Here is a 22,455-nt window from a genome sequence, read left to right as displayed (position 1 = left end):
CTTCAGCTGACCAGCGTCGCCAAAACAAACCGCCTTTATTTGTGCCTCTCATCAATCTGTAAACCTTAATTTTTACAGCAGTAGGAGTCCTCCCCAAAAACTCAGCGACGTCTTGAAGGCTGCTCTCTTTGTCCTCTGCAGCCAGCCGTAGAAAATCTAGTTCGTCTTCTGTCCATGTTTTACCACCGATAAAAACTCACCTCTTTTCTGCGTAGCGTACAAATAAGCCACACCATTCTTCCTGTTAACGTAATACCGCATCTGTCCATCCTTGGACTCGTACACATCCTGCGCCTCTCCTAGATGGATATTGGGCTTAGCATTGATTTTGTGACAGGTTGTTATAATCTCATCGACTGTCATCTACTTCTTCCGTCCTTTCAAATACTCAGGCATATCCTGCCCGATTTCAATCTCGTTGTACTGTTCTCTGGTCACCAAGAACTTTCCATACGTACCAACTTCGACATAGTAGTGACCGTCGATAATGCCCTTGTCTGTGACCTTACCAATCATCTCTGCGCCAGTGTTATCGACTTGGTAGATGATGACTGGTTGTTTTAATTTCTGACTCAACTCATCAAACTTGTACACGACTATTAGAGGTGTCGCCAAGATTGAAAACCAAATATAAAAGTTAGCAATCGCTGAAAGATACTTCTTCATACTTCCTCCATCTCCTCAATCAACCAATCCAAATGTTGTCTAGCTTTCTTCAAATCCTCGACACCATTTTTTTGTTGGAACCGTAACAGGTACTTGATGACATTCCCCCAATAGTAGGCGCGCTCACCTGCAAGATTGCCGATAAAATTCTTGACAACATCCAAAGCTTCCATACCATACTTACCTTGGTAGTGTTTTGGTTTGGTCACATTGTTAAATTGTTCCATTTGCTTTCTCCTCTAGCCACTCGAAAATCATTTCAAACTGATTCATGACCAGTCTGTCATTGTTGTACTTCTTGCTGATTTCCGCCATAGATACCACAACCCAGTTCCAGTATGCCTGTGTATTAAATCCAACTTCTTGCATCTTCTGGTTACTGGCTCGCATCCATGCAGGTACTTCTTTTTCAAAAAATTCAATGTAATTCATCCAGCACCTCTACTTTGATATAAATACCGACTTGATCAGACCAAAACTTTTCGACAATCTCGCTGGCCACTTGGGCATCATCTTCCCAAAATCCAACTGCAGACATACAGTCCTTTAACAACTTTTGCAGATTATCTGTATCAGGCTTAGTCGTCTTGTACTGGCCATGCTTCGTTTTCTTTGTCCGAGGAAATAACCATTTGACTGTCAGACGAATTGGACCCTGCAGCTTATCTGGAGGAACGTGCCTTGCCAATAATGCCTCATATTTTGCCCTGGCATCTGCTAATTTTTCTGGCTCATAAAATTGTGGCTTCCCGTTGATCACTCGGACCTGTTTTTGCTGATGTGTCACAGTCGGTATTTTTTTCATCGGCAGGAAAAATTCAAGCACCATAGTCCACCCCACACCATCGACCAGTGTCAGGATCGTAGACGATATAGCCTGCTGATTTTAATTGTTCCATTACCCAATCTTGAATTTCTGGAGCATCTGCTAACCATTTTAGTACTTGAGATTTTTCGCGAGCAAAATCTTGTCCAGGTAATGTGTGATATAGTGGCGGCATATTTTTTGCTATTAACAATTTTTTTGAGCGTCGTTTATGATTTTTATTTTTAGCTCCCAGTGTCCTAGACATATTTATTTTACCTTTCCATATTTTTTATTTTTTCGCCTTAAGTCCAGAGTGAAGGACAGGGTTACAGGGTTACAAGGGGCGGATGCATAGCCCCCTTGTTCCTGTACCTGTTCTTCTGGACCTCTAGGGACATTTCCCAAATATCTACACTATGGAATAGTTAGATATTCTGTCCCTCGGTTTGTCCCTCGGACATATCGAATAATTAATCGAAATGTCCCTCGTTTTTAACTCTTCAGGGACACAAGGTCATATCGAAAAATGTCCATGTGTCCCTAGGGACATATCGAATAATGTCCTTCGATATGTCCCTGTCCCTATTCATCAATATTTGAGTTTTTTGGTACGATTTCCTTATTTACAATGTCAAATTTCCCATTGTTTTTTATCCATCTGCGGACCGTTTTTTCGCTCACTGGCTTCTCTTCGGTAGAGAAATAATCCACCAAACCCTCGAGAGTAACAGGCTCAATTCCATCATTTAAGACACTAATTGCAGTTTCGACTTTTTTGGCTTTATCCTCTTTAGTTTCTTTCTTTTCGAAATTCTTCTTCCAGGGAGAGCCTTTTGAATTAGTATCATCCAATTGAATATCAGCCAGCACGCCCGATATATCTACGTAATGCACTGGATAGCTGAACCACATATTGACTGGCTTAAACTTGGCAAACTCCCGCAGCGTACCTTCCACACGCCAAGCAGTAGAAATTTCAACAGCATGCACCACCTTGGCAATCTCGTCTGTATAGACCTTGCGGACCAATACATCCTTGATAGCTTTTTCAAAGTGATCCCGCATTTGCGCTCTACTTTCTAAGTCGTCCAAGCTGACATACTGTTGGTAGTAGTCCAAAGCTCGCTCCTGCAAAGCTCTTTGGTAAATACTGCAGCTAGCCTTGTCAGACCTCATCTTAATCAAGTCATCTGTCAGTTCTAGCTCCACTAAGTCAATCAAGGCATCTGGATCACGGGCAAATACTCCTGAGCCACTTGCACGGTCCATGGACTTCTTGCCGCCTTGGCTACCTTTTGAGTGGTGGTGGCAGTAAATCACGCTACAACCAAGCTCGGTCGCTACCTTGTCAAATTGATTGGTAAAGTGTGCCATCTGGTCTGCACTGTTTTCGTCGCCCGTCAAGACCTTGTAAATCGGGTCGATGATGACAGCTATATAGTCCTTTTTCAAGGCTCTACGGATGAGCTTCGGTGCTAGTTTGTCCATTGGAACGGTCTTACCACGTAAGTTCCAGATGTCAATGTTTTGGATATTATTAGCTGGCACACCCATAGCTGTATAGACATCCTTAAAACGATGTAATGCCGATGGTCTGTCCAGCTCCAGATTGACATAGAGAACCTTGCCTTTGGTACATTCCCAGCCCAGCCACTTGATACCTTCTGCAATAGCAATTGAGAGCTCAATCAAGGCAAACGACTTCCCGGCCTTAGACGGACCTGCCATGAGTAACTTGTGCCCCTGTCTGAGCACGCCTTTGATGAGTTCTGGTGCTAACTCTGGCATATTCTCCCAAGAGTCTGCAAGTCCTTCTGGATCTGGCAGGTCATCGTTTAGATCCTCGATCCATTGGTACCATTCTTCGTAGTTGGTCTTACCGATGTTAGTATCAATCAAAAACTGCTTCTTGCCGTTTCGCATGATACCAGGCATCCGAGATAATCGACTGGGGTTACGGTTTTGGGTATCAATGTCCAGTCCGTTCTTCTTACAGATTTGATAGATGTAGTCCACACGCTTCCGGTATTCTTGGTAATCTCTAGCATCTACCTTGACGATAGCGTGCAGGGATTTCTTCCCGCTGTGGACCAAGGCAGCAATCGGCAATTCCAGCTCTTTAAACAGAGCGTACTGCTTACCCAGCTCCATGCTGTCGGATTCGACCAGGGCATATCTAAAGTCAGTCACGTTGTCATTCTTAACACCTTTCCCATCCAATGGGTTGAAACGAATCCATGCCCCTGCTTCTTCCTTATAGTCACCAAAGACCGCTCCAATATCACCGTTACAACTCTGCAAGAGCTGGATCAATTCACCAGCCGTCCTATCGAACGCACCTTGTGTAGGTTTGTATATCGGCCCATTATCAGTATCTATCTGATAGGTCTGTGTGACATAGCCAACGTTATCCGTGCTATTGAAGATTGTTTCCAAGTAAGTAATCAATTCCTGAACTGGTGCCCAGTTGAGAGGCTCACGAATCTCTTTCGATTCCACCCAGTTCTTGTCGACAATCTTATAATCACGGTCAATAGTGTCATTCCAGCCTAATTCATGGGTATCATCGGTCATTTTAAATTCAGACACCCAGCCATTGTCTTTAGCCATTTGAGTGATAGTTGCCCCAGTTACTGCACCAAGACTACCACCTTGGAATGTATCCCACTTCTTAAAACACTCCCCACGCTTGTATCTAATAGGGTCCTTCTGTGACCATACATCCCAATCCATCGCAGTATAGCCCTCTTGTTTAAGAGCCATCCCTACATTAACCCAGTCCTGATATGACAGAGCGGCTGGGTTAATGTAATCAAGCAATGGGATGAGGTCAAATTCTCTTTCTGTCATTTACTCTCCTATCCTGGTTGATATTCTTCTGGCACGATGCCATTTGGCATTCTCCAACCATTGGCAGAGATACGGTCTATCATATTACTAGCCGCTTCAAACGACCACATACCGACACTCTTAAAGCCACGTTGCTCCAGAAATCTAATCTGCTTCGGTGTGGTAAGACCAGCATCTCTTCGTTTGTTAAGTCTATCCAACAACTTGCTTGCTTTACCAAAGTTGCCAATTTCGTCTGTGAAGATACCGAACTTCTCCAATGCTTGTAATTGTTTTTCGGTTGGAGGTGTCATATCTATTCCAAATTCCGGCACATAGTCCACCAAATCTTCCGCATGGATGGACATTTCAAATTGCAACGGATCCACTAGCTTACGCTTGCGTTTCCGCATTTCTTCCAGTTGTTTAGCTAGTGCTTCTTCACGTTGAGCTACTACATCTTCTGCTGATTTGACTTCTAACTCTTCAATGTCAAAGAGTGCACCAGCTTCTTCTTCCATGTTCTCAACCATCTTCTTGGCTACTTCTTCTGTGCCTGCGATAAGATGAGCAGGTCGGCAAAGCTCATGGCGTTCTGTGTGCCACAGGAAGTCCAATAGCAATAGATTTTCTTTCCCTGGAAATAAACGAGTACCACGGCCCACCATTTGGCTATACAGAGCCCGTACCTTAGTCGGTCTAAGAACGACTACACAATCAACTGACGGGCAATCCCAGCCCTCTGTCAAGAGCATAGAGTTACAAAGGACATTGTACTTATCCTTGTCAAAGTCTTCCAAGACCTCTGCACGGTCTTTGGACTCTCCATTGACTTCGGCAGCCTTAAACCCTTTAGCATTTAAGATGTCACGAAATTTTTGCGATGTCTTTACCAATGGCAGAAATACCACGGTCTTACGGTCCGCACACTGCTTGACCATCTCATCGGCTATCTGCTCAAGGTATGGATCCAGCGCAGTACCAAGGTCACTCGCCTTGAAATCTCCCGACTGCATAGACACACTTGATAAATCCAAGGTCAAGGGAATTGTTACAGCAGTAATCTTTGACAGGTAGCCAGACTTGATAGCCTGCACCAAGGAATATTCATAGGCTAGACTGTCGAAATACTGCCCTAGGTTTCGCTTGTCAGATCTGTCAGGTGTTGCCGTAACACCAAGAACATTGCTGTCGTCAAAGTGTTGTAAGACACGCTGATAGCCATCTGAGATAGCATGATGAGCTTCGTCAATGATAATAGTGTCAAAGTAATTCGGCGGAAACTGGCTCAACCGCTTCTCGCGTTGCAAAGTCTGTACTGACCCGACCACAACCCGAAACCATGAGCCGATAGAGGTACTTTCTGCTTTTTCCAAGGCTGTGCCCAGTCCAGTAGCAGTCATTAGCTTGTCAGAGGCTTGTTCCAGCAATTCTGACCTATGAGCAAGGACGAGCACACGCTCGCCCATTCGCACACGGTCTTCGATAATTTTGGAAAAGACAATCGTCTTGCCACATCCTGTTGGTAGGACCAATAGGGTCCGCTTGCGACCTGATTGCCATTCCTGCTGGACTGCACCACGAGCCTCCTCTTGATAATCTCGTAGTTGCATCTACACCTCCTAAAATCCTGTAAAGCCACCTTGAGCTGGTTGTGTCGGCTGTGTTGGTTGTTGGTACTGTGCCTGTGGTTGTTGATAAGCAGGTTGTGTCGGCTGGCCAGCATTTAGCACTTTAGACCAATCAACATCATCTGCATAGATCATAGACTTGATATTGTCAAATTCCTGGTCAGCATATTTACCAGTCCCCTTGCGTTTGTTAACGCTACAAACACCTTTAGCACCAATAATGTTCCAGTTCATGCGCGATGGCTCACCATGTTTCTTCTGGCCAATCGCACCGAAGAATGCTGATAACATCCCCTCTGTTGAAGTGTGCAAGAACAGATTGTGTTTCAGTTGTGCTGTGCCTTCTGCAGTTTCAATCTCGATAGATACAACTGCTTTGTTACATGCAGGTAGCTTTCCTGGATTTTGAGGATTAGGCGTGTGACGGGTTCGTTCGATACCCGTCACCGTAAATTGATAATCGCCTGGAGTAAGTGTGACGAATCCGCCACCATCCAAGGTAATTTCATCTTCCCATCCAAGTTCGCGTTCTGGTTGATTGTATTGTTGTGTCATTCTGATATTCTCCTTTAATTAAGCTAAGATTGTGATGTTGGCTTGTTCGCCAAGTTTAGATTTTAAGTAAGTAGCAATGTTATTAATTGCATCCAGTTTCCATTTGCCACCATCAGCTTCAAACAAGGCCATGTAGCCTGCTTTGTCGATGCGATAGATAAACTGGCTAGCAGGTTGTTCCACCTCTGCAAATGTCCGATATGGTCGCAAAGTAACAGGGTTTGGTGCTTTGGCTTGACCAAGGCTTGCTACACCCGTCTTGATAGTTGCAGTTTGGCTCACACCGTTATCAACGATTTCTGTACCATTGTCAATCTTCAAAGCACTAGCAAATTCAAGGACTGTGCCACGGTCTTCAGCGTCTACAAATCGAGACTGCAGCATGATGTTAAAGTCAGATGCTTCTTCATATCGTCCAAAATGGATGTCTGGCGTCATTGACCTAACTTCGACCAATGTCGCACGATTAGCGTCTTTATCCAGTTCTTCGTAAACAGTTACTTCTTTTGGACTTTCAACAACAACCAATACACGTTTGTTTCCTAGCTGATCCAAATCAGTCTTCAAATAATCTACTAGACTATCTAAGGTATTAAGATAAAGCCGAGGTGGAATTGGTCTAGCATCTAGCTCTCTCAAAGAGTGCACATTTCCGTCATAATAGAGCTTACCATTGCCTGCAGCAATAATCTTTTCTTCTTTGTTTGCTAATTCAACCGCATATTCCAACGCATCTTTTATATTTTCCGTCATTTTAGTTACCTACTTTCTTTTTGTTAAAATCAATCACATCTTCATTGATACCTTTTTCGATTTCTTCTACTGGTTGTCCAGTATCTGTGCGAAGCTGTGCCTTATCGTCAAAATACATTTGACCAGGCATGTTACTCTTAAGCTCGTTCGCATAAGTCTTGCCGTCTTTCTTGCCGACAAGTACTGTAGTAGCGACACCTGTTTGTGGTGCAAGCGTGGATTTAACATCCATGCTTGTGCTGACCACTTCTCGACTGTCATCAGCTTTCATGGTTAGCGTGATGACTAGCTTACGAGCAACCTTGCTATCAGTATTTGGATCAAGGATATTGTCGAAGACTTTCTCCAATTCCTTATCAACCTTTTCCTGTAATCCACCCTCACCGAGAGCGGATAAGTCCAACTTAATTGTTTTATCCATTTAGCTTTAACCTCGCTATCATTTCTAAGACCCAAAATGGTCTGAATCTAGTTACCTTCGACTGTAAAGGGCATCTCTGGATTAGTCCGTACTTTTGTGTTAATAACATTCAGCACCTTATCCCAGACAGTTACCATATATTCCCAATAACCTGCATCTATCGCTTCAACCTGTGTCCCCAGCGGATAGATACCGTTGACATAGGTAGCCTGCAAAACCTCATCTTGCGTGACCTTACTACCAATCATCAAATCACGTAGACTTTGTGGGATTAGCAGACTGATGTCTGATGTCGGTGTTGACTGAGTTGGCTGTGTAGGTACCACTTCTTGAACCTGTTCTTGTACTGCGTGCGCGGGTTCATGTGCAGGTTGTTCTTGTACTGGAGCTGGCTGTGCTTGCGTTTGTGTCGAAAAGATGTGCGCAATCCCAGCAAAGTCCATAGGCAGTTCTTCCGGCAAGTTATGACGGTTCTTGGCGTCCCAGCTTGGCGAGTGCGTTGTCTGCATGACACGTTGACCACCCTGTGCCTTCTGCTTCTTGGTCTTCTCATCAGTTACGATGAATGTTTTGTAATTGAGGAAAAGGACCATATCAGCCCATTCCTTGACCTTGGCAGATACGTTGGTTTCCGTTTTCTTGTTGCTCAACTTGAGCTCGTAACGGTCATAGCCACCTAATTTTCATCTGGCTTGGTAAATTTCTTTACCTGGGCATGAGCAGTTAGCACCACGTTGATACCAAGCTCCACAAGCTCCTGCAGTCTATCCAATAGCCGTCCAATTTCTTCAATGAGATAGGTGTATCCTGCACCCCAACCAAAGTCTTCGATACCGCTTTTGCCGTGTTGAGCGCAGATGTATTTCAATGCCAAGGCTTCTGCCCAGTCAATCGTGTCAATGACCAAGGTCTGACAGATTGTCGGATTGGCCTTGACAAATGCGATATGATTCATTAGCATGGTCCAGCTTGTCGGCTTGTCAGCCCGTGCCACATCCATGTTATCCGTAGAGCCTTCTGTGTCAATAAAGAGCGGATTGGGAAATTGAGCTGCTAGACTAGACTTGCCAATCCCCTCTGGACCATAGATGACCACACGTTGAGCCCGTGCCCGTTTACCTTTTGTAATTTGCATTTTTTACCTCCTATTTTTCGCTTGAATTTTTGAGTCTACCCATCTGCAATTTGACGGTTCGTAATTTCCGTCAACATCTATACGATCGATAGTACAACTCCCTCTCGGAGTATTTGGATCATATCCATTAGCAAACGCCCATTTTCTAAAGTTCAAATAATCTTTCCATTCCGCGCAAACTGTGATACCTCTTCCACCATAATTCGCATACCGATTATGTGTTTTTAGATAGCACCTTTGTTTCATGCCCATCCATACTCTGTACAGTCGCTCTCCAGTAAAACCATGAGTACGCTTTGCATTACCTGTTTTTGCGTGTCTTACTCTAGAACAACCACAGGTTGTTGATGAACCATTCCTAAGAGATGACCCTCTAGTAATGATTTCTCTGCCACAATCGCACCGACATTTCCAAAACACTTCTCTCCCTGTATATTGAGACCGCTCTACTACAGTTAATTCACCGAATCTATGCCCTGTAATATCAATAAATTGTCCCATTAAAATCCACCTTCCCAAGAAGGTTTGGTAGTTGTATTTTTATTAGATTCATGGTTTGGATTTTCTTCGGAATATCCATCGGTGATTATTATCGAACACTCATCACCAGTAGATACTCGTGTTGCGATGGCTTGTAGACCTTCACGTTTCAGCCATTCGCCAAACTCCTGCAGCGTGACTTGGTCCATTTGCTCCAACTTGTCGATGAGCACAAAACCACATTCTGGCTTGAGTTTGCGGACAATAGCAGTGGCAACTTGCAGTTGTTGGCTACCACTCATGTTGTCCCAGCGCTGACCAAGATAGAGCAATTCACCGTCATCAACTGACAGACCTTCCAACGGCAAGTCTGCATTGGTCAGCAAATCACGCTTCTGCTTGCGAACATCTTCGATTTCGACTGACAAGGCATTGTACTTCTGACGAATTTCTTTAGCATCTTCCTCGGCTTTTTCTTTATCAAGATTTGCTCGAACCTTGCGGTTAATATCATCAATCTGCTGGATATTCGCTTCAATTTCAGCAGTTGATTCATCGTGTAGCTCAATCGCATCTTTTTGCGCGATAGCCAAGTCCTGCTTGTACTTATCACGTTCATCAATCGCTTTGGCCAGCTCCTGTTTCAATCGGTCCACAGCAGACTCAGCGTTTTCATATTGCATTTTGATAGTGGCTACATTTTGACGCTTCCGAGCATTCTCGCCATTCTTGGCTAAGATTGCTTGTTGTTGCTGGATGAGGTCTGCGATACTAATTAACTCTTTCGGTGCTTCTGGATAGTATTCCTGTTCCTTGGCAAACTTCTCCTTCTGGTCAGCAATCACGCCGATAGCGTGACGGTTATTATAGAGCTCTTTTTCCTTGAGTTCCAACTCTGCCAGTTGGTTGCCAACACCGATAATCTGCAAAAGCGTTTCAGCTTTCTCTTTTGGTGTACTGTCCATAAACTTAGGCAGATTGATAGCGAGTTCTTCCACAAAGCTATCCAGCAGCTGCTGACCGCCTTTCTGACCATTTGGATCAATGACCTTTAGACTGGCATTCTTCCCCTTGCGCTCAACAATCAAACCATTAGACATCACGATTTTAAGCGTTGGTGGTACCTGTGAGCCCTCACGCTGAGCTTGACTAGGCTTGTACTTATTACCACCCAGAGCCCAAGCAATTGCATCTAGCACACTTGTCTTACCCTGGTTATTATTCCCGCCGACGATTGTCAAACCTGTTGCAGACGGCTCGATTTTGACCGCCTTGATACGCTTGACATTTTCTATTTCGAGCCTATTAATTGTTACTGTCATAGCTTCCTCCGATAATTAAACGACTTTCTTTGACGACTTTTTCTGTGCTGATAACCTCAGCATGATTCAACGCATATAGCAATAGCGATGTTGATACCGTTGCGATAGTCAAATCACATTCGTTGGCAATTTCTACGATTTGGTCGTAGGCTTCCTTGCTGCAACGTACATGATGATAGGTTGTCTTAGTTTCTTTCTTTACTTCCATTTGATTTCCTTTCTACTTACAAATCCCACTATTTTTCATCACAACCGCCACAGAATCTACAATCGTTCTCAAGAACCGATTTTCTGTCTGCAAGTCGTTTACCTTATTCCGTAGTTGAACATATTCTTCAACACTGATTTCAACTGTTGTGTGATTATCCTGCATACCGTGCCATCTCCTTATCCACTTGCTGGGCATTTCTCTTTAGCCCGTTACGAACCGTTTCTGTGTTGCAGGTACTCTGATACCCCATACCTGCCTTAAAGCCGTACAGGTAGTCTCTGCGACGAATTTCTTCGAACTCTTCACGCATCCGTTGTCTTTCCAGTTTCCTCTGTTCCACAATGCCTGCTGCCAACATCGGCAGGGCGAAAATTGATAATGATAATAATGCTTCTGTCATAAATTATTTCCTCGTTTCAGACCTTGTCCAGATTGGTCTTTTAGTCTTTTTCGCTAAGCCAAATTTTAATGGCTCTTTTTTTCCATTTTGTTCCCTCTTGTTCTTTAGGGAAATTTGGTAATTTTCTGTATTTATCAAAGACGGTCCCGTCAACCTTTAGAAATCTGATGCAATCCTTTCGGTTCATCATTTCTGGGAAACCGTCGTCGTTGTCCTTTTCTAGTAAAATCTCGTTTACAACGTCTCTTATTATCGATTTTATCCAGTCGGACAAGTCAACAAATATCTTGTCCATAATAGACCTCCTATGTTATAATTTAAGTGAATATTTTTGTAAGCCACTGTTCCCGCAGTAGTTTTTTTGCGTGCTAGGCATAGCCTGCAGTCTTTGCAAATATATGCCATATCCCACGTTTGATATGTCCGCAATCGTAAATAGTTCCAGATAAGCCATTAGTGACAACGACATATAAACTATCGTTTGGTAGGATATCATCTTTATACTTTTCGTACAAATCTGATAATCTGACATTATCGCATTCCGTCTGCACATCTAGTTTTGTCAGATTTCCAAAGATAATATCGCCACTAAACACAGTCACGATTTCTCCGAAAATTTTGGTATTCCCGTCGACCACACTACCTAAAACAACTGGATTGTGTCCGCATGGAATCCCTAGCAAGTTTTCATCCATCCCCTTCTCCTTTCTAGTTTGTTAGTTGGGTAGTTCCTACATGATAAAAAATCATGTATGTTTTAAAAAATTAACGTCCAAGTAAATCAGACGAACTTACTTCAAAGAATTCGCACAATTTTAATAGATTATCGCCTTTAATGACTGTAATGTCATCTTCCCATGCTCCAATTGTTTGATAAGCAACACCGATTTTTGAAGCAAGTTCTTTTTGGCTCATCTTATTATTCTTTGCACGAAGTTCTGCAATTGTGATTTTTGGTTTTGCCATTCAGTTCTCCTTTCACATGATTTTAAGTCATTTCCTTGACTTTGACTATATGATACATGATTATAAATCATCTGTCAAGCGTTTTTTTGATTTTTTTTCATCTTTTTTTGATATTTGCACAAAATCACTTGATATTAAATCACTTTTTACTTATAATATACCTATGAATAGAGAGGTAAAAACCATGGCTGATGCAAAGATAAAATACCCTGAAGTAGGGCAAAGAATTAGAGAGCTGAGAGAAATGAGAGGGTTCGAGCAATTAGACATAGCTAATCAACTTGGTTACAAATCTCAAAGCACAATTTCAAAATGGGAGAGCGGAGTGAATTTGCCAACTGGCAAAAAACTAATTTTATTGGCTGAAATGCTAGATACTTCCACAGACTACATTCTTCATGGAAAAATTAGCGACACCCCCACAAAGGAACCCACTCCCGCAATCGACTTCAAGGAAATGGCAGCAGAGTCCATGTCTTATGACGGCATGCCTCTCAACGATGAGGATATCGACCTCATTGCCTCTATCCTCGAAACTCGCATGAAAAACAGAGATAAGGAATAGTTGCCTATGATGACACCAGAATCAGTCTGCGCAGAGCGTGGCATTGATTTAGTCTATTTTGACGGTAGAGATACGGACAAGAAAGGCATATACAACAAGCGTGCGAACATGATTGCAGTTGACGCCTATTTGGATGAAATCCAACACAAGAAAGTCATCTACCACGAAATGGGCCATGAAAATCACGACCCGGCACAATACGACCGAAGACGTGAACAGTATGAATTACAAGCGGATAGGAATATGATCCATTACCTGGTCAAAGAAGAATTGGCCTTGATGGACGATGTCAGAGAATTTAATTACGTTCGCTTTATGGAAAAGTACAAATTAAAGACCATAGCCGATGAAGCTATGATCAAGGAAGAGTATTTAAATTTAGTTGGTTGAAAGGAGAAACAGATGGCTAGCGGCAGAACAAATGACGAAATTGCGCTTTATGTCGCACAAACGATTACAGAATTAGAGGAGTATCTTCATCATTTGACTAAGAATGGTGACCCGGATGATGCTCGAGCTGACAAAATCAGTCAATGGGTTGAGTCTTGGACAAAATATTTGAAACAGGAAAAGAAATTCAATCCTAGAAGTATCCCCGCTTTTAAACGCGGTAGCATTGTTTACGTAGATTTAGGTTTCAATGTTGGCACCGAATACGGCGGCATTCACTACGCCATTGTGTTAAACAAGAAAGATTCACGAAATAACACCCTCTTGCATATTCTTCCGCTTACTTCAATAAAAGAGACAACAGATGTAGACAATCTTAAATACTACCAATTATCATTATCTAATGAAATCCATCGATTGCTTATTCAGAAAGCGCAGAATAATATCAAGTTAATCACTGAAAAAAAGATTATTTTTGAAGAAAAGCAAGAAAAAATAGATCAGAAAATCGCCGAACTCAAGTCAATATTAAAAGATCAGGTAGTTTCAGAGGATTTAAATCCAAGATTTGAAGAATACTTCGAGAACGAACTATCCAATGTGACTTCTGAGCAACAAGAGGTAGATAAAATCGTCAGAGATATGACTGCACAATCAGAATATCTTGAAAAATTGATTAACAAAATCAAAAATTTAAAAATGGGAAGTATTGCTCTTTTGAACCAAGTAACAACAATCAGCAAATTAAGACTATTGGACCCAATTAACAAGAAATCTTTGCTGACAGATATAACCTTGTCTGCTGAAACTCTTGACATAATCGACGATGCACTCAAAAATATTTTATAATATCTGTTGACAAAAATAAGAACAAAGGTTACAATTGAATCATAAGGTCGCTAGACGACAAAATAAATGATTTCGTCCCTTGAGGACAATTTGAAACCTCTGTTCATCGAGCAGAGGTTTTTTCTATGAATTCTCCCTCAAAAAAACAAATAAAAAAATCCCCACACTTCCAACCGACCAAAGCCGAAGTGTAGGGTAGTCCAATAAGCAAAGACCAGCTTTTCAGCAGGACCTTTTGCGTACTCTAATTATATCACTTTAAGGAGGTGATGCCAATATCCTTTCGAAAAAACCTTGTCCAGATTGGTCTTACAGAAAGGAAAAGAGAATGAAATATACAAAAACAAAATACCCAAATATTTTTACGTACGAAACCCAAAAAGGATTGCGTTACTATGTCCGCAGAGGATACTTTGTTAATGGTAGCAAGAAAGAATTTAACAAGAGCGGACTACGAAGCTTAAAGGACGCCCAGAGAATTCTAAGGGATATTGAAGAAAGAATTTATCATGATGAAATGGATGTCAACCTAGAACTGACTTTAAATGAATACTGGGAAATCTACTCAGCAAAGAAAGAAAAAACAGGTCAATGGAATGACACATCCATCTACACTAACGCAGGCATTTATCGTACCATGATAAAAGAAAAGTGGGGAAACCTCCCGCTTAAAAAAATAAATCGCAACGATTATGAAGAACATCTGGCAGAAATGCTTGGCCAGTACCGCAGAAATAGTGTGCTTACCAGTAATCGACTTTTGAATTCCATTTTAAACGATGCTGTCAAAAATGGAAATCTTAGACAAAATAAATTGTCCGGCATTTATCTCGGGGAATCAGAGTTAGAACCTCTTAATAAAGAGTTAAAAATCGATGATTTTCAAACGTGGATAAAAACCGCAGAAGAATTACTATCGACCACACATTTTGCATTTGTCTACCTGACTATTTTTGGACTTCGACGCGGGGAAGTCTGTGGCATCAGGTTCATGGACGTTACTTTCGATTCGAATAATCGAGCAGTCTTAAATATAAGAGACTCTCGTTCCAACAGGACAAAAGATGGTGCTGGAAGAACAAAAACAGAAAGTTCTGTGCGTTACGTCGTTTTAAATGACAGAGGCAGTGAGTTGTTGTTACAGATCATGGAGACAGCAAAACAAGTCAAAAAGAAAGCGGACGTCATTGTTGAGCAGGAAAAGGATTACCTGAGCATCCGAATAAAGAATAATAAATACTATTTGGAAAGACCTGCTTTTTTAAACAAAATTTTTAAACGAGTAAGTGGGGAATGTGGCATCTATATCACTCCGCACATTATGCGTCACTTCTTTACCACTCAATCGCTCATTGCTGGAGCTAGACCAGAAGATGTCATGCAGTTCCTGGGGCATTCAAGCCTTCAAACAACCAAACAATATACCCATATCAAAGAAGAACGCGCACATAATGTTACTGATCTATTTGACAAGAAAGTTCTATAATTTTCCCCGACTTCTTCCCGACAATTCCCCGACAACTACACCGAGTTACGACAATATCAACAATAAACATTTTTTAAAAAAGCTAGTAATATCAACGTTTTCAAATTGTTACATAAATACCACGACTGGTTAGATATAGCTTTTTCTTAACGTTATGATAGTTTTTTTATATTATACTTTTTTGAAGTTCTACTATATACTAGTAGTAACATCATTTGGAGGTGCCTTATGGCTATTTATCAAAATATTACGCAATTAGTTGGAAAAACTCCGATTATCAAACTTAACAATATTGTTCCTGAAGGTGCTGCTGAGGTCTATGTCAAATTGGAAGCTTTCAACCCAGGTTCTTCTGTCAAAGACCGTATCGCCTTGGCTATGATTGAAGATGCTGAGAAGGCTGGTACCATCAAACCTGGAGATACTATTGTTGAGCCAACCAGCGGAAATACTGGTATCGGTCTTGCTTGGGTCGGTGCAGCAAAAGGCTATAAAGTGATTATCGTTATGCCTGAAACCATGAGCATCGAGCGTCGCAAAATCATCCAAGCCTATGGAGCTGAGCTTGTCTTAACCCCAGGTAGTGAGGGAATGAAGGGGGCTATTGCCAAGGCAAAAGAGATTGCGGAAGAAAAAAATGGCTGGGTGCCTTTCCAGTTTGCCAATCCATCCAATCCAAAAGTTCATGAAGATACAACAGGGCAGGAAATTTTGGAAGACTTTGGGGCAAGAGGTCTGGATGCCTTTGTATCTGGTGTTGGTACTGGTGGAACTGTTTCTGGTGTTTCGCGTGTATTAAAAGCTGCCAACCCAAACATCGCCATCTATGCTGTCGAAGCTGATGAATCGGCAGTCCTATCTGGTGAAGCACCTGGCCCACATAAAATCCAAGGTATTTCAGCAGGTTTCATTCCTGATACGCTGGATACAGCAGCCTATGATGGCATTATTCGTGTTAAATCAGACGATGCCTTGGCTACCGGACGCGCAATTGGTGGACAGGAAGGTTTCCTTGTGGGTATTTCATCTGGAGCAGCGATCCACGCGGCTATTGAAGTTGCGAAAGAATTGGGAGCTGGTAAAAAAGTATTGGCTATCTTGGCAGATAACGGTGAGCGGTACTTGTCTACTGCCCTCTATGAATTTGATAATTAAAAGAAGGTTGGGATTTTTCCCTAAACCTTCTTTTCTTTTTGTTCTTTGAGGTAGGCTTTCGATTCTTTTATCCACTTCGGAAGACTTTTGGCCAATGGTGTAAAGCCGATTTTATTTCGTTCATTGGTGAAACGGTGGTGACGAGGAATTTTTTGGTGTTCTTCTTCCAGTGTTCGGATAGATAGGCTGGCCTTTTCAGTATATTCATCAAAGTCAACAACCTGTACCAAGACCTCTTGACCAATCTTAACGTGGTCATAAATGTTATCAACAAATCCCGTCTTGATTTCAGAAATATGAATCAAACCAGTTGTCCCATTTTCTAAATCCACAAAAGCTCCATAGGGCTGGATACCCGACACCGTCCCCTTGATCTTATCGCCAATCCTCATCTTAATCCTCAATTTCGATGGTTTCGATGACTACATCTTCAAGCGGACGGTCTGCTGAGTCTGTATCAACTCCAGCAATGGCATCAAGAACAGCAAATGAGGCTTCATTAGCTAGGTGACCGAATACGGTATGGCGTTGGTCTAAATGTGGTGTGCCCCCATTTTCAACATAGGTTGCTGCAATTTCTTTTGGCCAGCCACCACGTTCTAATTCTTTAGCATTGTAAGGGAAGTTTTCATTTTGTACGATAAAGAATTGACTTCCATTTGTATTTGGTCCTGCATTGGCCATAGACAAGGCACCACGAAGGTTAAAGGCTTCCATTGAAAACTCATCTTCAAATGAAGCGCCATAAATGGACTCGCCACCCATGCCTGTACCAGTTGGGTCTCCACCTTGAATCATGAAATCTTTGATAATGCGGTGGAAAATAATGCCGTCATAGTAGCCATCTTTTGAGAGGGCAACAAAGTTTGCAACTGTCTTTGGAGCAATTTCTGGGAACAATTTTACAGTTAGCTCACCATGATTAGTCTTGATATGAGCAATCGGTCCTTCAACATTTTCCAAATCTAATTGTGGGAAGTATTTTTCTTTTTCTACCATACCTAATTTCTCCAAGGCATCGAAAATGCCATCTTCTTCTACTTTTTTCGTAATATAATCTGCACGCTTTTGCAATTCGGGATGAGAATGCCCCATAGCAATGCTAATGCCGGCATAATCGAACAACTCAATGTCATTCAGTCCATCTCCAAAGACCAGAACATTTTCAGGTTTCAAGCCAAGTTTTTCAACCACTTTAGCTACACCAGCAGCCTTGGAAGAGTCTTTCAAGACAATATCCGATGAAATAGCATCCCAACGAACGGTGCGTAAATCAGTTTGCAATTCTTCTGGCAATTCAACTTCCTGACCGTCCTTTTCAAAGGTCAGCATTTGGTAAATAGCATTGTCTTTGTAGAATTCTGGGTCAGTTTCCAAACCCTCGTAAATCAGATCAATGACCTGACTAATCCGCTCCGTCCGAGCAGACAAGGTTCCTTTTTGGCTCCCCAGTAAACCATATTCAATACCAACTTCCTTGGTCCAGGAAATGACTTTCTCCACCAGTTCCTGAGGAAGCGGTTGGTGATGAACAAGTTTTCCTTTGGCATCTTCAACATAGGAACCGTTAATCATGGCAAAGAAATCAGGCTGGAGGGCCTTGATTTCTGGCACCAAACCATAGGGGGTTCGACCAGATGCAATCCCGGTCAAAATCCCCTTTTCTTTCAATGATTTAAAAACCTGCTGAATGGAATCAGGAATATAGCCTGTGTTCTTGACACGCAAGGTATCATCAATATCAAAGAAGACAATCTTTATTTTTTTGGCTTTGTATTTTAATTTTGCATCCACTATTTTGGTATCCTTTCTGGACTTAGCATCAAGCTCAATCCACTTATCTGAGTTCGTGTCAACATCTCAGCGCAGTGGTTGATTGGCAGATTTGTTCGTATTTCACACTCCAAATCCGACCTAATCAACTGTGCGGGGGTGGTAAGACGAACTCTTTTTAAATACTTTTGAGTTCTTTACCACTCCCCCATTATACCATTATTCTTCCTCTTGTGCTACCAGGCCATGTTGAAAGGCGTAGACAACTGCTTGTGTTCTGTCGCTAACAGCGAGTTTCGAAAGAATATTGGAAACGTGGGTTTTGACTGTTTTCAAGGAAATGAAGGACTCATCCGCGATCCGTTGGTTGTCATACCCCTTAGCTAATAGAGTTAGAATTTCACGTTCGCGGGCTGTTAAATCATCGTGCAAGTCAGGGTGGCGTTTATGATGCTCCACCTTTTTCTCCACTTCTGTTTCAATGGCAAATTCCCCACGCGCTACCTTGCGAATGGCTGTCAAAATTTCATCTGCACTAGAAGTCTTTAACATATAACCTTTTGCCCCAGCTTCTAATACAGGATAAATTTTCTCATTGTCTAGGTAGGAGGTCAAAATGACAATCCGTGCTTGAGGCCATTCTTTGAGCAGAGCCAAGGTAGCTTCTACACCTGTCATCTTTGGCATAACTAAGTCCATGACTACCACATCTGGCTTGACTTCTAGGGCCTTGCTCAAGCCCTCTTCACCATCACTAGCCTCGGCAACAACTTCCACATCTGGCTGCAAATTTAAGTAACTTTTTAAACCAAGACGGACCATTTCATGATCGTCAACCAACATCACTCGAATTGTATTCATCTTCTTTTCCTTTCAATAATGGGATACGGATATCAATGGCGACACCCTTATTCAGTGCCGAGCGAATCTGAATGGTCCCCGCCATATCTTCTACCCGTTCCCGAATATTTTGTAGACCATAGCTGAGCTCCCCATCCTGTTCCTGCTGGAAACCAACTCCGTCATCTGTCATTTTCAGCTGTAACTCTGTTTCTTTTTGAATGAGATAAACATCTAAATGCTTGGCCTTGGCATGACGCAGGGTATTACTAATAATTTCCTGGGCAATTCGAAAGAGGTGTTCCTCAATTAACTTGGGTAATTCTTCCACTTCATGTTGGAAATGGACGATGATATTACTCTTATCACTGACTTCTCGCAAGATAAGTTCAAAGCCCTCTACCAAGGTCTTGCTCTCTAGCTCACTCGGTCGGAGATGCAGTAGCAAGATTCGCAAATCCCTCTGGGCAGACTCAATCATATCCTTGACCAGAATCAACTGCTCCTGCAAGGTTTCCTGGGGTAGATTGGGTAAGCTGGAGGATAGACCTGATAAAATCATGCTGGTCGCAAATAATTCTTGACTGACCGTATCATGCAAATCTCTAGCAATCCGCTTCCGTTCACCTTCAACAATTTCTTCTCTCTTGACCAAGTCCTGATTATCCACCAGTTGCACCTGGCGGGTCAAATTTCTCACCTTATCAGATAACTGGAGCAGGAGTTGATCATTCTCATTATCTGTTCGGATACTTTTATTTTTCAAAATAGCCTGTAACTTCGCTCGCATGACCTGAGTGGAAGCCAGGCTCACCGTTTGGACCATGACTGCTAAAAAGAGGGTCAGTACGATAACAAGCAGAATGAGAGTGAATACAAGTTGTTCCGTAGAGGTCCATAAATTGACATCCAAAAGCGAATGGTTGAGGAGGGGCAGGGTAGAGGAAATGACCACGAAGACAATCAGGCTGGCAAACCAAGCCAAGAGGAAATAGGTACGTTTTCTCATACGCGAACCACCTCCACATCTCCGAAAATATTATTGGTCACAACCTTTACGCGTTTATGGAATTCCTGATAGTCTGGACTATTGATTGCTATACTTTCATTCCGCAAATCCCATTGAGATTGACCTAGGAAATTAACTCTTCCATAGATACTCGTCGCCGACAAGGAAACTTCAACATCAATGGGAACAATAATTTTGGTACGTCCAAAAGTTTTACGAATGACCACAATATTATCCCGCCCTACCAAGACTGTCTTATCCAAATCAACCACATCATTACCAAACAAGCGGACAATATTGATATCTTCAAAACCAAAACGGTCTTGTGAATGGTCATGATTGCCAAACCACCTATTTTTTTCTTTTTGCACCTGCAAAGCATAGTCGCTAAATACAATCTGGGTGTACTGGTTGCGTTTCTCATAGCGCGAGAAAAAATTGATAAACATATAAACAACGAGTAGCATAACCCCTATGATGAAGTAAGGATTTAAAACAAATACCAGAAACAATAGTGACAGTGAGCTGACCAGTAACACACTATTTAAACGTCGTCCTAGAAAATACCAAGCAAGTAACAGCAAGGCTGAGAAGAGCAACAAGGTCCGACTGGCCTCATTGGCAACAACATCAAAAGCTGCCATGGTAAAGAGCATACTTTCTATCAGCAGAAAAAATTGAACTTTTCTCATAATAGCATCCTTTCCCTACTATTGTAACAAATTTTAGGCAAAAGAGGGAGCGGGATAGAACTCGGCAATTCGAAATAGTTATCAACAATTCATCATTACGGATAAGTTCAAACAACAAATCGTTGATTTTCACAATGCGAGAAGAAAGCACAGTGAACTGAACAAAGAATATGATTTGACTTCCTCGACTTGTAACAAATGAATCCGGCAGGAGAGAATAAATATTTCCTTCAAGTCTGTTGATAATTTTACAGCTGTGCAAGTGAACTGATTGAACTCAGAAAACGAAATAAAGAACTTGAAATGCATTTAGTTATCCTAAAACAAGCGGCTGTGAGTATGGCACGAAAAGGCAAATAATCACTGCTAACAAGGATAAACATAGTATTTCAGCTATGTGTTGTTGGTTGAGCATTCCTCGCTCTAGCTATTACTACGAAGTTGTAGAACTAATATCTGAAGCGGAGCTTGAAGAAATAGTGAAGCACATTTTTCTTGACAGTAAGTCCAGATATGACGCTAGAAAAATCAATAAATATCTGGAAACACAAGATAGCAATTTGTCTCGTCGTCGGATTCGTCGCATCATGAAGAGGCTGAATTTAGTATCGGTTTAGCAGAAAGTAGCTTTTAAATTGCATTCTAAAGGAAGAATGAAGTCCCCACCCCAAACCCTCTGGCTAGATAATTCAACTAAGAAAAGCCACTTGAAGCGATTGTAACTGACTTGACCTGCATTCTTGTTGGCAATCGCTGAGCTTATGTTTGCATAATCATTGACATCTTTAACCGTGATATTATTGGATTGCACAAGATTGCAGAGCTTGTCAAAAAAGCCATTCAAAGCATTCCTAACGCTCTGACTAAAGTCAAGATATTTCATCATTCTGACCATAGTAAGGAGTTTGATAATCAGCTGATAGATGACCTGTTAGAGGTTTTTAGCATCACCCGTTCACTTAGTCAAGCTGTTTTTCCTATGACAATGCCGTAGCTGAGAGCACTTATCATTCCTTCAAACTTGAGAAAAATCTTCCATTCACTAAAAGAATTAACTCTTAAAATCAAGGTGTAAATCCTATGGTGGAATCACCACCGCAAACATGGTCTTTCCACACTATCAAACGCCAATGACTGTGTCCAATTATTTCTTCCCACTGTATAGCGAAAATCATGTCGGAGACAGAAGGCAAGAATTTGTTGTTTAATTTTCTTCAGAGCCACTTTGTGGTCTGTTCTCATACGGATATATCCTTTGACTTGTTCATCCTCAGCAGTAGGAATATGAACAGGCCGATAGCTACGAAAGGCCAGAGCTTTTGCGAGCTGAGCCGCATCTTTCTTATCTGTCTTGACATGCTTAGCTCCTTTCTTCATTACCGTTGTAGGTGCCATCACGATACAGAGAATCCCGTGAACTTGTAGCTAGTGATATAGGGTAAATCCAAGACATCCAGCTTCATAGCCACATAATACTTCTGCATCTTGACCATACAAGCGACGAAGCTCATTCACATAG

The 22,455-nt window shown here is 42.0% G+C and carries 28 protein-coding genes and 2 pseudogenes; 6 read left to right on the top strand and 24 right to left on the bottom strand.

All coding sequences use genetic code 11. The annotated features are described in order from the left end of the window. Window positions 1–156 precede the first annotated feature (156 nt). From C1E58_RS04695 to C1E58_RS04605, 19 genes and pseudogenes are all read right to left on the bottom strand, one after another. Window positions 157–363 (bottom strand): hypothetical protein, encoded by a 207-nt coding sequence (locus tag C1E58_RS04695; RefSeq protein WP_105209540.1) that lies wholly within the window; start codon window positions 361–363, stop codon window positions 157–159. Beyond that, window positions 364–666 carry a DUF1372 family protein gene (locus tag C1E58_RS04690; RefSeq protein WP_105209539.1) on the bottom strand — a complete coding sequence of 101 codons (303 nt, stop codon included), beginning with the start codon at window positions 664–666 and terminating at the stop codon, window positions 364–366. Next, complete coding sequence (locus C1E58_RS04685; RefSeq protein ID WP_105209538.1) at window positions 663–893, bottom strand: DUF3310 domain-containing protein; 231 nt, start codon at window positions 891–893, stop codon at window positions 663–665. Before C1E58_RS04685 ends, C1E58_RS04690 begins: the two co-directional genes overlap by 4 nt. Continuing rightward, on the bottom strand, window positions 880–1,098 hold the full coding sequence (locus C1E58_RS04680) for a hypothetical protein (protein WP_105209537.1): 219 nt from the start codon (window positions 1,096–1,098) through the stop codon (window positions 880–882). The genes C1E58_RS04685 and C1E58_RS04680 overlap by 14 nt, the downstream gene beginning before the upstream one ends. After that, complete coding sequence (locus C1E58_RS04675) at window positions 1,085–1,492, bottom strand: RusA family crossover junction endodeoxyribonuclease (protein ID WP_105209639.1); 408 nt, start codon at window positions 1,490–1,492, stop codon at window positions 1,085–1,087. The genes C1E58_RS04680 and C1E58_RS04675 overlap by 14 nt, the downstream gene beginning before the upstream one ends. Then, window positions 1,485–1,667 (bottom strand): hypothetical protein, encoded by a 183-nt coding sequence (locus tag C1E58_RS04670; RefSeq protein WP_238142239.1) that lies wholly within the window; start codon window positions 1,665–1,667, stop codon window positions 1,485–1,487. The genes C1E58_RS04675 and C1E58_RS04670 overlap by 8 nt, the downstream gene beginning before the upstream one ends. A gap of 389 nt (window positions 1,668–2,056) precedes the next feature. Next, window positions 2,057–4,324, bottom strand: coding sequence for an AAA family ATPase (locus C1E58_RS04665; protein ID WP_105209535.1), 2,268 nt, complete (start codon window positions 4,322–4,324; stop codon window positions 2,057–2,059). Between the two features lie 8 nt (window positions 4,325–4,332). Continuing rightward, the gene (locus C1E58_RS04660) at window positions 4,333–5,916 is read right to left on the bottom strand and encodes a DEAD/DEAH box helicase (RefSeq protein WP_105209534.1); all 1,584 of its coding nucleotides are present in this window, start codon (window positions 5,914–5,916) and stop codon (window positions 4,333–4,335) included. A gap of 9 nt (window positions 5,917–5,925) precedes the next feature. Next, complete coding sequence (locus C1E58_RS04655) at window positions 5,926–6,489, bottom strand: hypothetical protein (protein WP_105209533.1); 564 nt, start codon at window positions 6,487–6,489, stop codon at window positions 5,926–5,928. 18 nt (window positions 6,490–6,507) lie between these two features. Further along, the gene (locus tag C1E58_RS04650) at window positions 6,508–7,242 is read right to left on the bottom strand and encodes a hypothetical protein (RefSeq protein ID WP_105209532.1); all 735 of its coding nucleotides are present in this window, start codon (window positions 7,240–7,242) and stop codon (window positions 6,508–6,510) included. Between the two features lies 1 nt (window position 7,243). Further along, window positions 7,244–7,663 (bottom strand): hypothetical protein, encoded by a 420-nt coding sequence (locus C1E58_RS04645; RefSeq protein ID WP_105209531.1) that lies wholly within the window; start codon window positions 7,661–7,663, stop codon window positions 7,244–7,246. A 47-nt stretch (window positions 7,664–7,710) separates the two neighbouring features. Continuing rightward, window positions 7,711–8,798, bottom strand: a pseudogene (locus C1E58_RS04640) (ATP-binding protein). A 500-nt stretch (window positions 8,799–9,298) separates the two neighbouring features. After that, window positions 9,299–10,600 carry an AAA family ATPase gene (locus C1E58_RS04630; RefSeq protein ID WP_105209530.1) on the bottom strand — a complete coding sequence of 434 codons (1,302 nt, stop codon included), beginning with the start codon at window positions 10,598–10,600 and terminating at the stop codon, window positions 9,299–9,301. After that, window positions 10,584–10,808 (bottom strand): hypothetical protein, encoded by a 225-nt coding sequence (locus C1E58_RS04625; RefSeq protein WP_105209529.1) that lies wholly within the window; start codon window positions 10,806–10,808, stop codon window positions 10,584–10,586. Before C1E58_RS04625 ends, C1E58_RS04630 begins: the two co-directional genes overlap by 17 nt. A 12-nt stretch (window positions 10,809–10,820) precedes the next feature. After that, window positions 10,821–10,973: a hypothetical protein gene (locus C1E58_RS12070; protein ID WP_161951270.1), complete on the bottom strand. Its 153-nt coding sequence runs from the start codon at window positions 10,971–10,973 to the stop codon at window positions 10,821–10,823. Then, window positions 10,963–11,211, bottom strand: a complete 249-nt coding sequence (locus C1E58_RS04620; RefSeq protein WP_105209528.1) for a hypothetical protein — start codon at window positions 11,209–11,211, stop codon at window positions 10,963–10,965. Before C1E58_RS04620 ends, C1E58_RS12070 begins: the two co-directional genes overlap by 11 nt. Before the next feature lie 40 nt (window positions 11,212–11,251). After that, window positions 11,252–11,506, bottom strand: coding sequence for a hypothetical protein (locus C1E58_RS04615; protein ID WP_002936992.1), 255 nt, complete (start codon window positions 11,504–11,506; stop codon window positions 11,252–11,254). Window positions 11,507–11,579: 73 nt separating this feature from the next. Next, a complete protein-coding gene (locus C1E58_RS04610) occupies window positions 11,580–11,906 on the bottom strand; it encodes a hypothetical protein (protein ID WP_105209527.1) in 327 nt (108 codons plus the stop codon). Window positions 11,907–11,976: 70 nt separating this feature from the next. Further along, a complete protein-coding gene (locus C1E58_RS04605) occupies window positions 11,977–12,177 on the bottom strand; it encodes a helix-turn-helix domain-containing protein (protein ID WP_105209526.1) in 201 nt (66 codons plus the stop codon). Between the two features lie 49 nt (window positions 12,178–12,226). On the opposite strand from C1E58_RS04605, the gene C1E58_RS04600 reads away from it, so the two are divergent. The 5 genes from C1E58_RS04600 (at window position 12,227) to cysK (ending at window position 16,622) form a co-directional block, all read left to right on the top strand. After that, window positions 12,227–12,742: a helix-turn-helix domain-containing protein gene (locus C1E58_RS04600; RefSeq protein ID WP_238142238.1), complete on the top strand. Its 516-nt coding sequence runs from the start codon at window positions 12,227–12,229 to the stop codon at window positions 12,740–12,742. Window positions 12,743–12,748: 6 nt separating this feature from the next. Further along, the gene (locus tag C1E58_RS04595; protein ID WP_105209525.1) at window positions 12,749–13,132 is read left to right on the top strand and encodes an ImmA/IrrE family metallo-endopeptidase; all 384 of its coding nucleotides are present in this window, start codon (window positions 12,749–12,751) and stop codon (window positions 13,130–13,132) included. 12 nt (window positions 13,133–13,144) lie between these two features. Beyond that, window positions 13,145–13,981, top strand: coding sequence for a type II toxin-antitoxin system PemK/MazF family toxin (locus C1E58_RS04590; RefSeq protein ID WP_105209524.1), 837 nt, complete (start codon window positions 13,145–13,147; stop codon window positions 13,979–13,981). A gap of 328 nt (window positions 13,982–14,309) precedes the next feature. Next, complete coding sequence (locus tag C1E58_RS04585) at window positions 14,310–15,467, top strand: tyrosine-type recombinase/integrase (RefSeq protein WP_105209523.1); 1,158 nt, start codon at window positions 14,310–14,312, stop codon at window positions 15,465–15,467. A 228-nt stretch (window positions 15,468–15,695) separates the two neighbouring features. Further along, window positions 15,696–16,622, top strand: a complete 927-nt coding sequence (gene cysK, locus C1E58_RS04580) for a cysteine synthase A (protein WP_105209522.1) — start codon at window positions 15,696–15,698, stop codon at window positions 16,620–16,622. A gap of 20 nt (window positions 16,623–16,642) precedes the next feature. Here cysK and C1E58_RS04575 read toward each other — a convergent pair whose 3' ends face one another. From C1E58_RS04575 to liaF, 5 genes are all read right to left on the bottom strand, one after another. Further along, window positions 16,643–17,014, bottom strand: a complete 372-nt coding sequence (locus C1E58_RS04575; protein ID WP_105114523.1) for a S1 RNA-binding domain-containing protein — start codon at window positions 17,012–17,014, stop codon at window positions 16,643–16,645. 1 nt (window position 17,015) lies between these two features. Beyond that, window positions 17,016–18,416 (bottom strand): bifunctional Cof-type HAD-IIB family hydrolase/peptidylprolyl isomerase, encoded by a 1,401-nt coding sequence (locus tag C1E58_RS04570; protein ID WP_105209521.1) that lies wholly within the window; start codon window positions 18,414–18,416, stop codon window positions 17,016–17,018. 198 nt (window positions 18,417–18,614) lie between these two features. Then, window positions 18,615–19,256 carry a response regulator transcription factor gene (locus C1E58_RS04565; RefSeq protein WP_105209520.1) on the bottom strand — a complete coding sequence of 214 codons (642 nt, stop codon included), beginning with the start codon at window positions 19,254–19,256 and terminating at the stop codon, window positions 18,615–18,617. After that, window positions 19,228–20,244, bottom strand: coding sequence for a sensor histidine kinase (locus C1E58_RS04560; RefSeq protein WP_105114520.1), 1,017 nt, complete (start codon window positions 20,242–20,244; stop codon window positions 19,228–19,230). The genes C1E58_RS04565 and C1E58_RS04560 overlap by 29 nt, the downstream gene beginning before the upstream one ends. Next, entirely contained in the window at window positions 20,241–20,936 is a 696-nt protein-coding gene (liaF, locus tag C1E58_RS04555; protein WP_105209519.1) for a cell wall-active antibiotics response protein LiaF, read from the bottom strand. The genes C1E58_RS04560 and liaF overlap by 4 nt, the downstream gene beginning before the upstream one ends. Window positions 20,937–21,027: 91 nt before the next feature. Between liaF and C1E58_RS04550 the strand changes: the two are divergent. Next, window positions 21,028–22,144, top strand: a pseudogene (locus tag C1E58_RS04550) (IS3 family transposase). Window positions 22,145–22,455 lie beyond the last annotated feature (311 nt).

It is taken from the genome of Streptococcus suis (genome assembly GCF_002964575.1).
In the GTDB taxonomy this organism is placed as follows: Bacteria; Bacillota; Bacilli; order Lactobacillales; family Streptococcaceae; genus Streptococcus; species Streptococcus suis_R.
The sequence above is the reverse complement of the archived record's forward strand: the minus strand, read 5'-3'. Positions and strand labels throughout refer to the sequence as shown.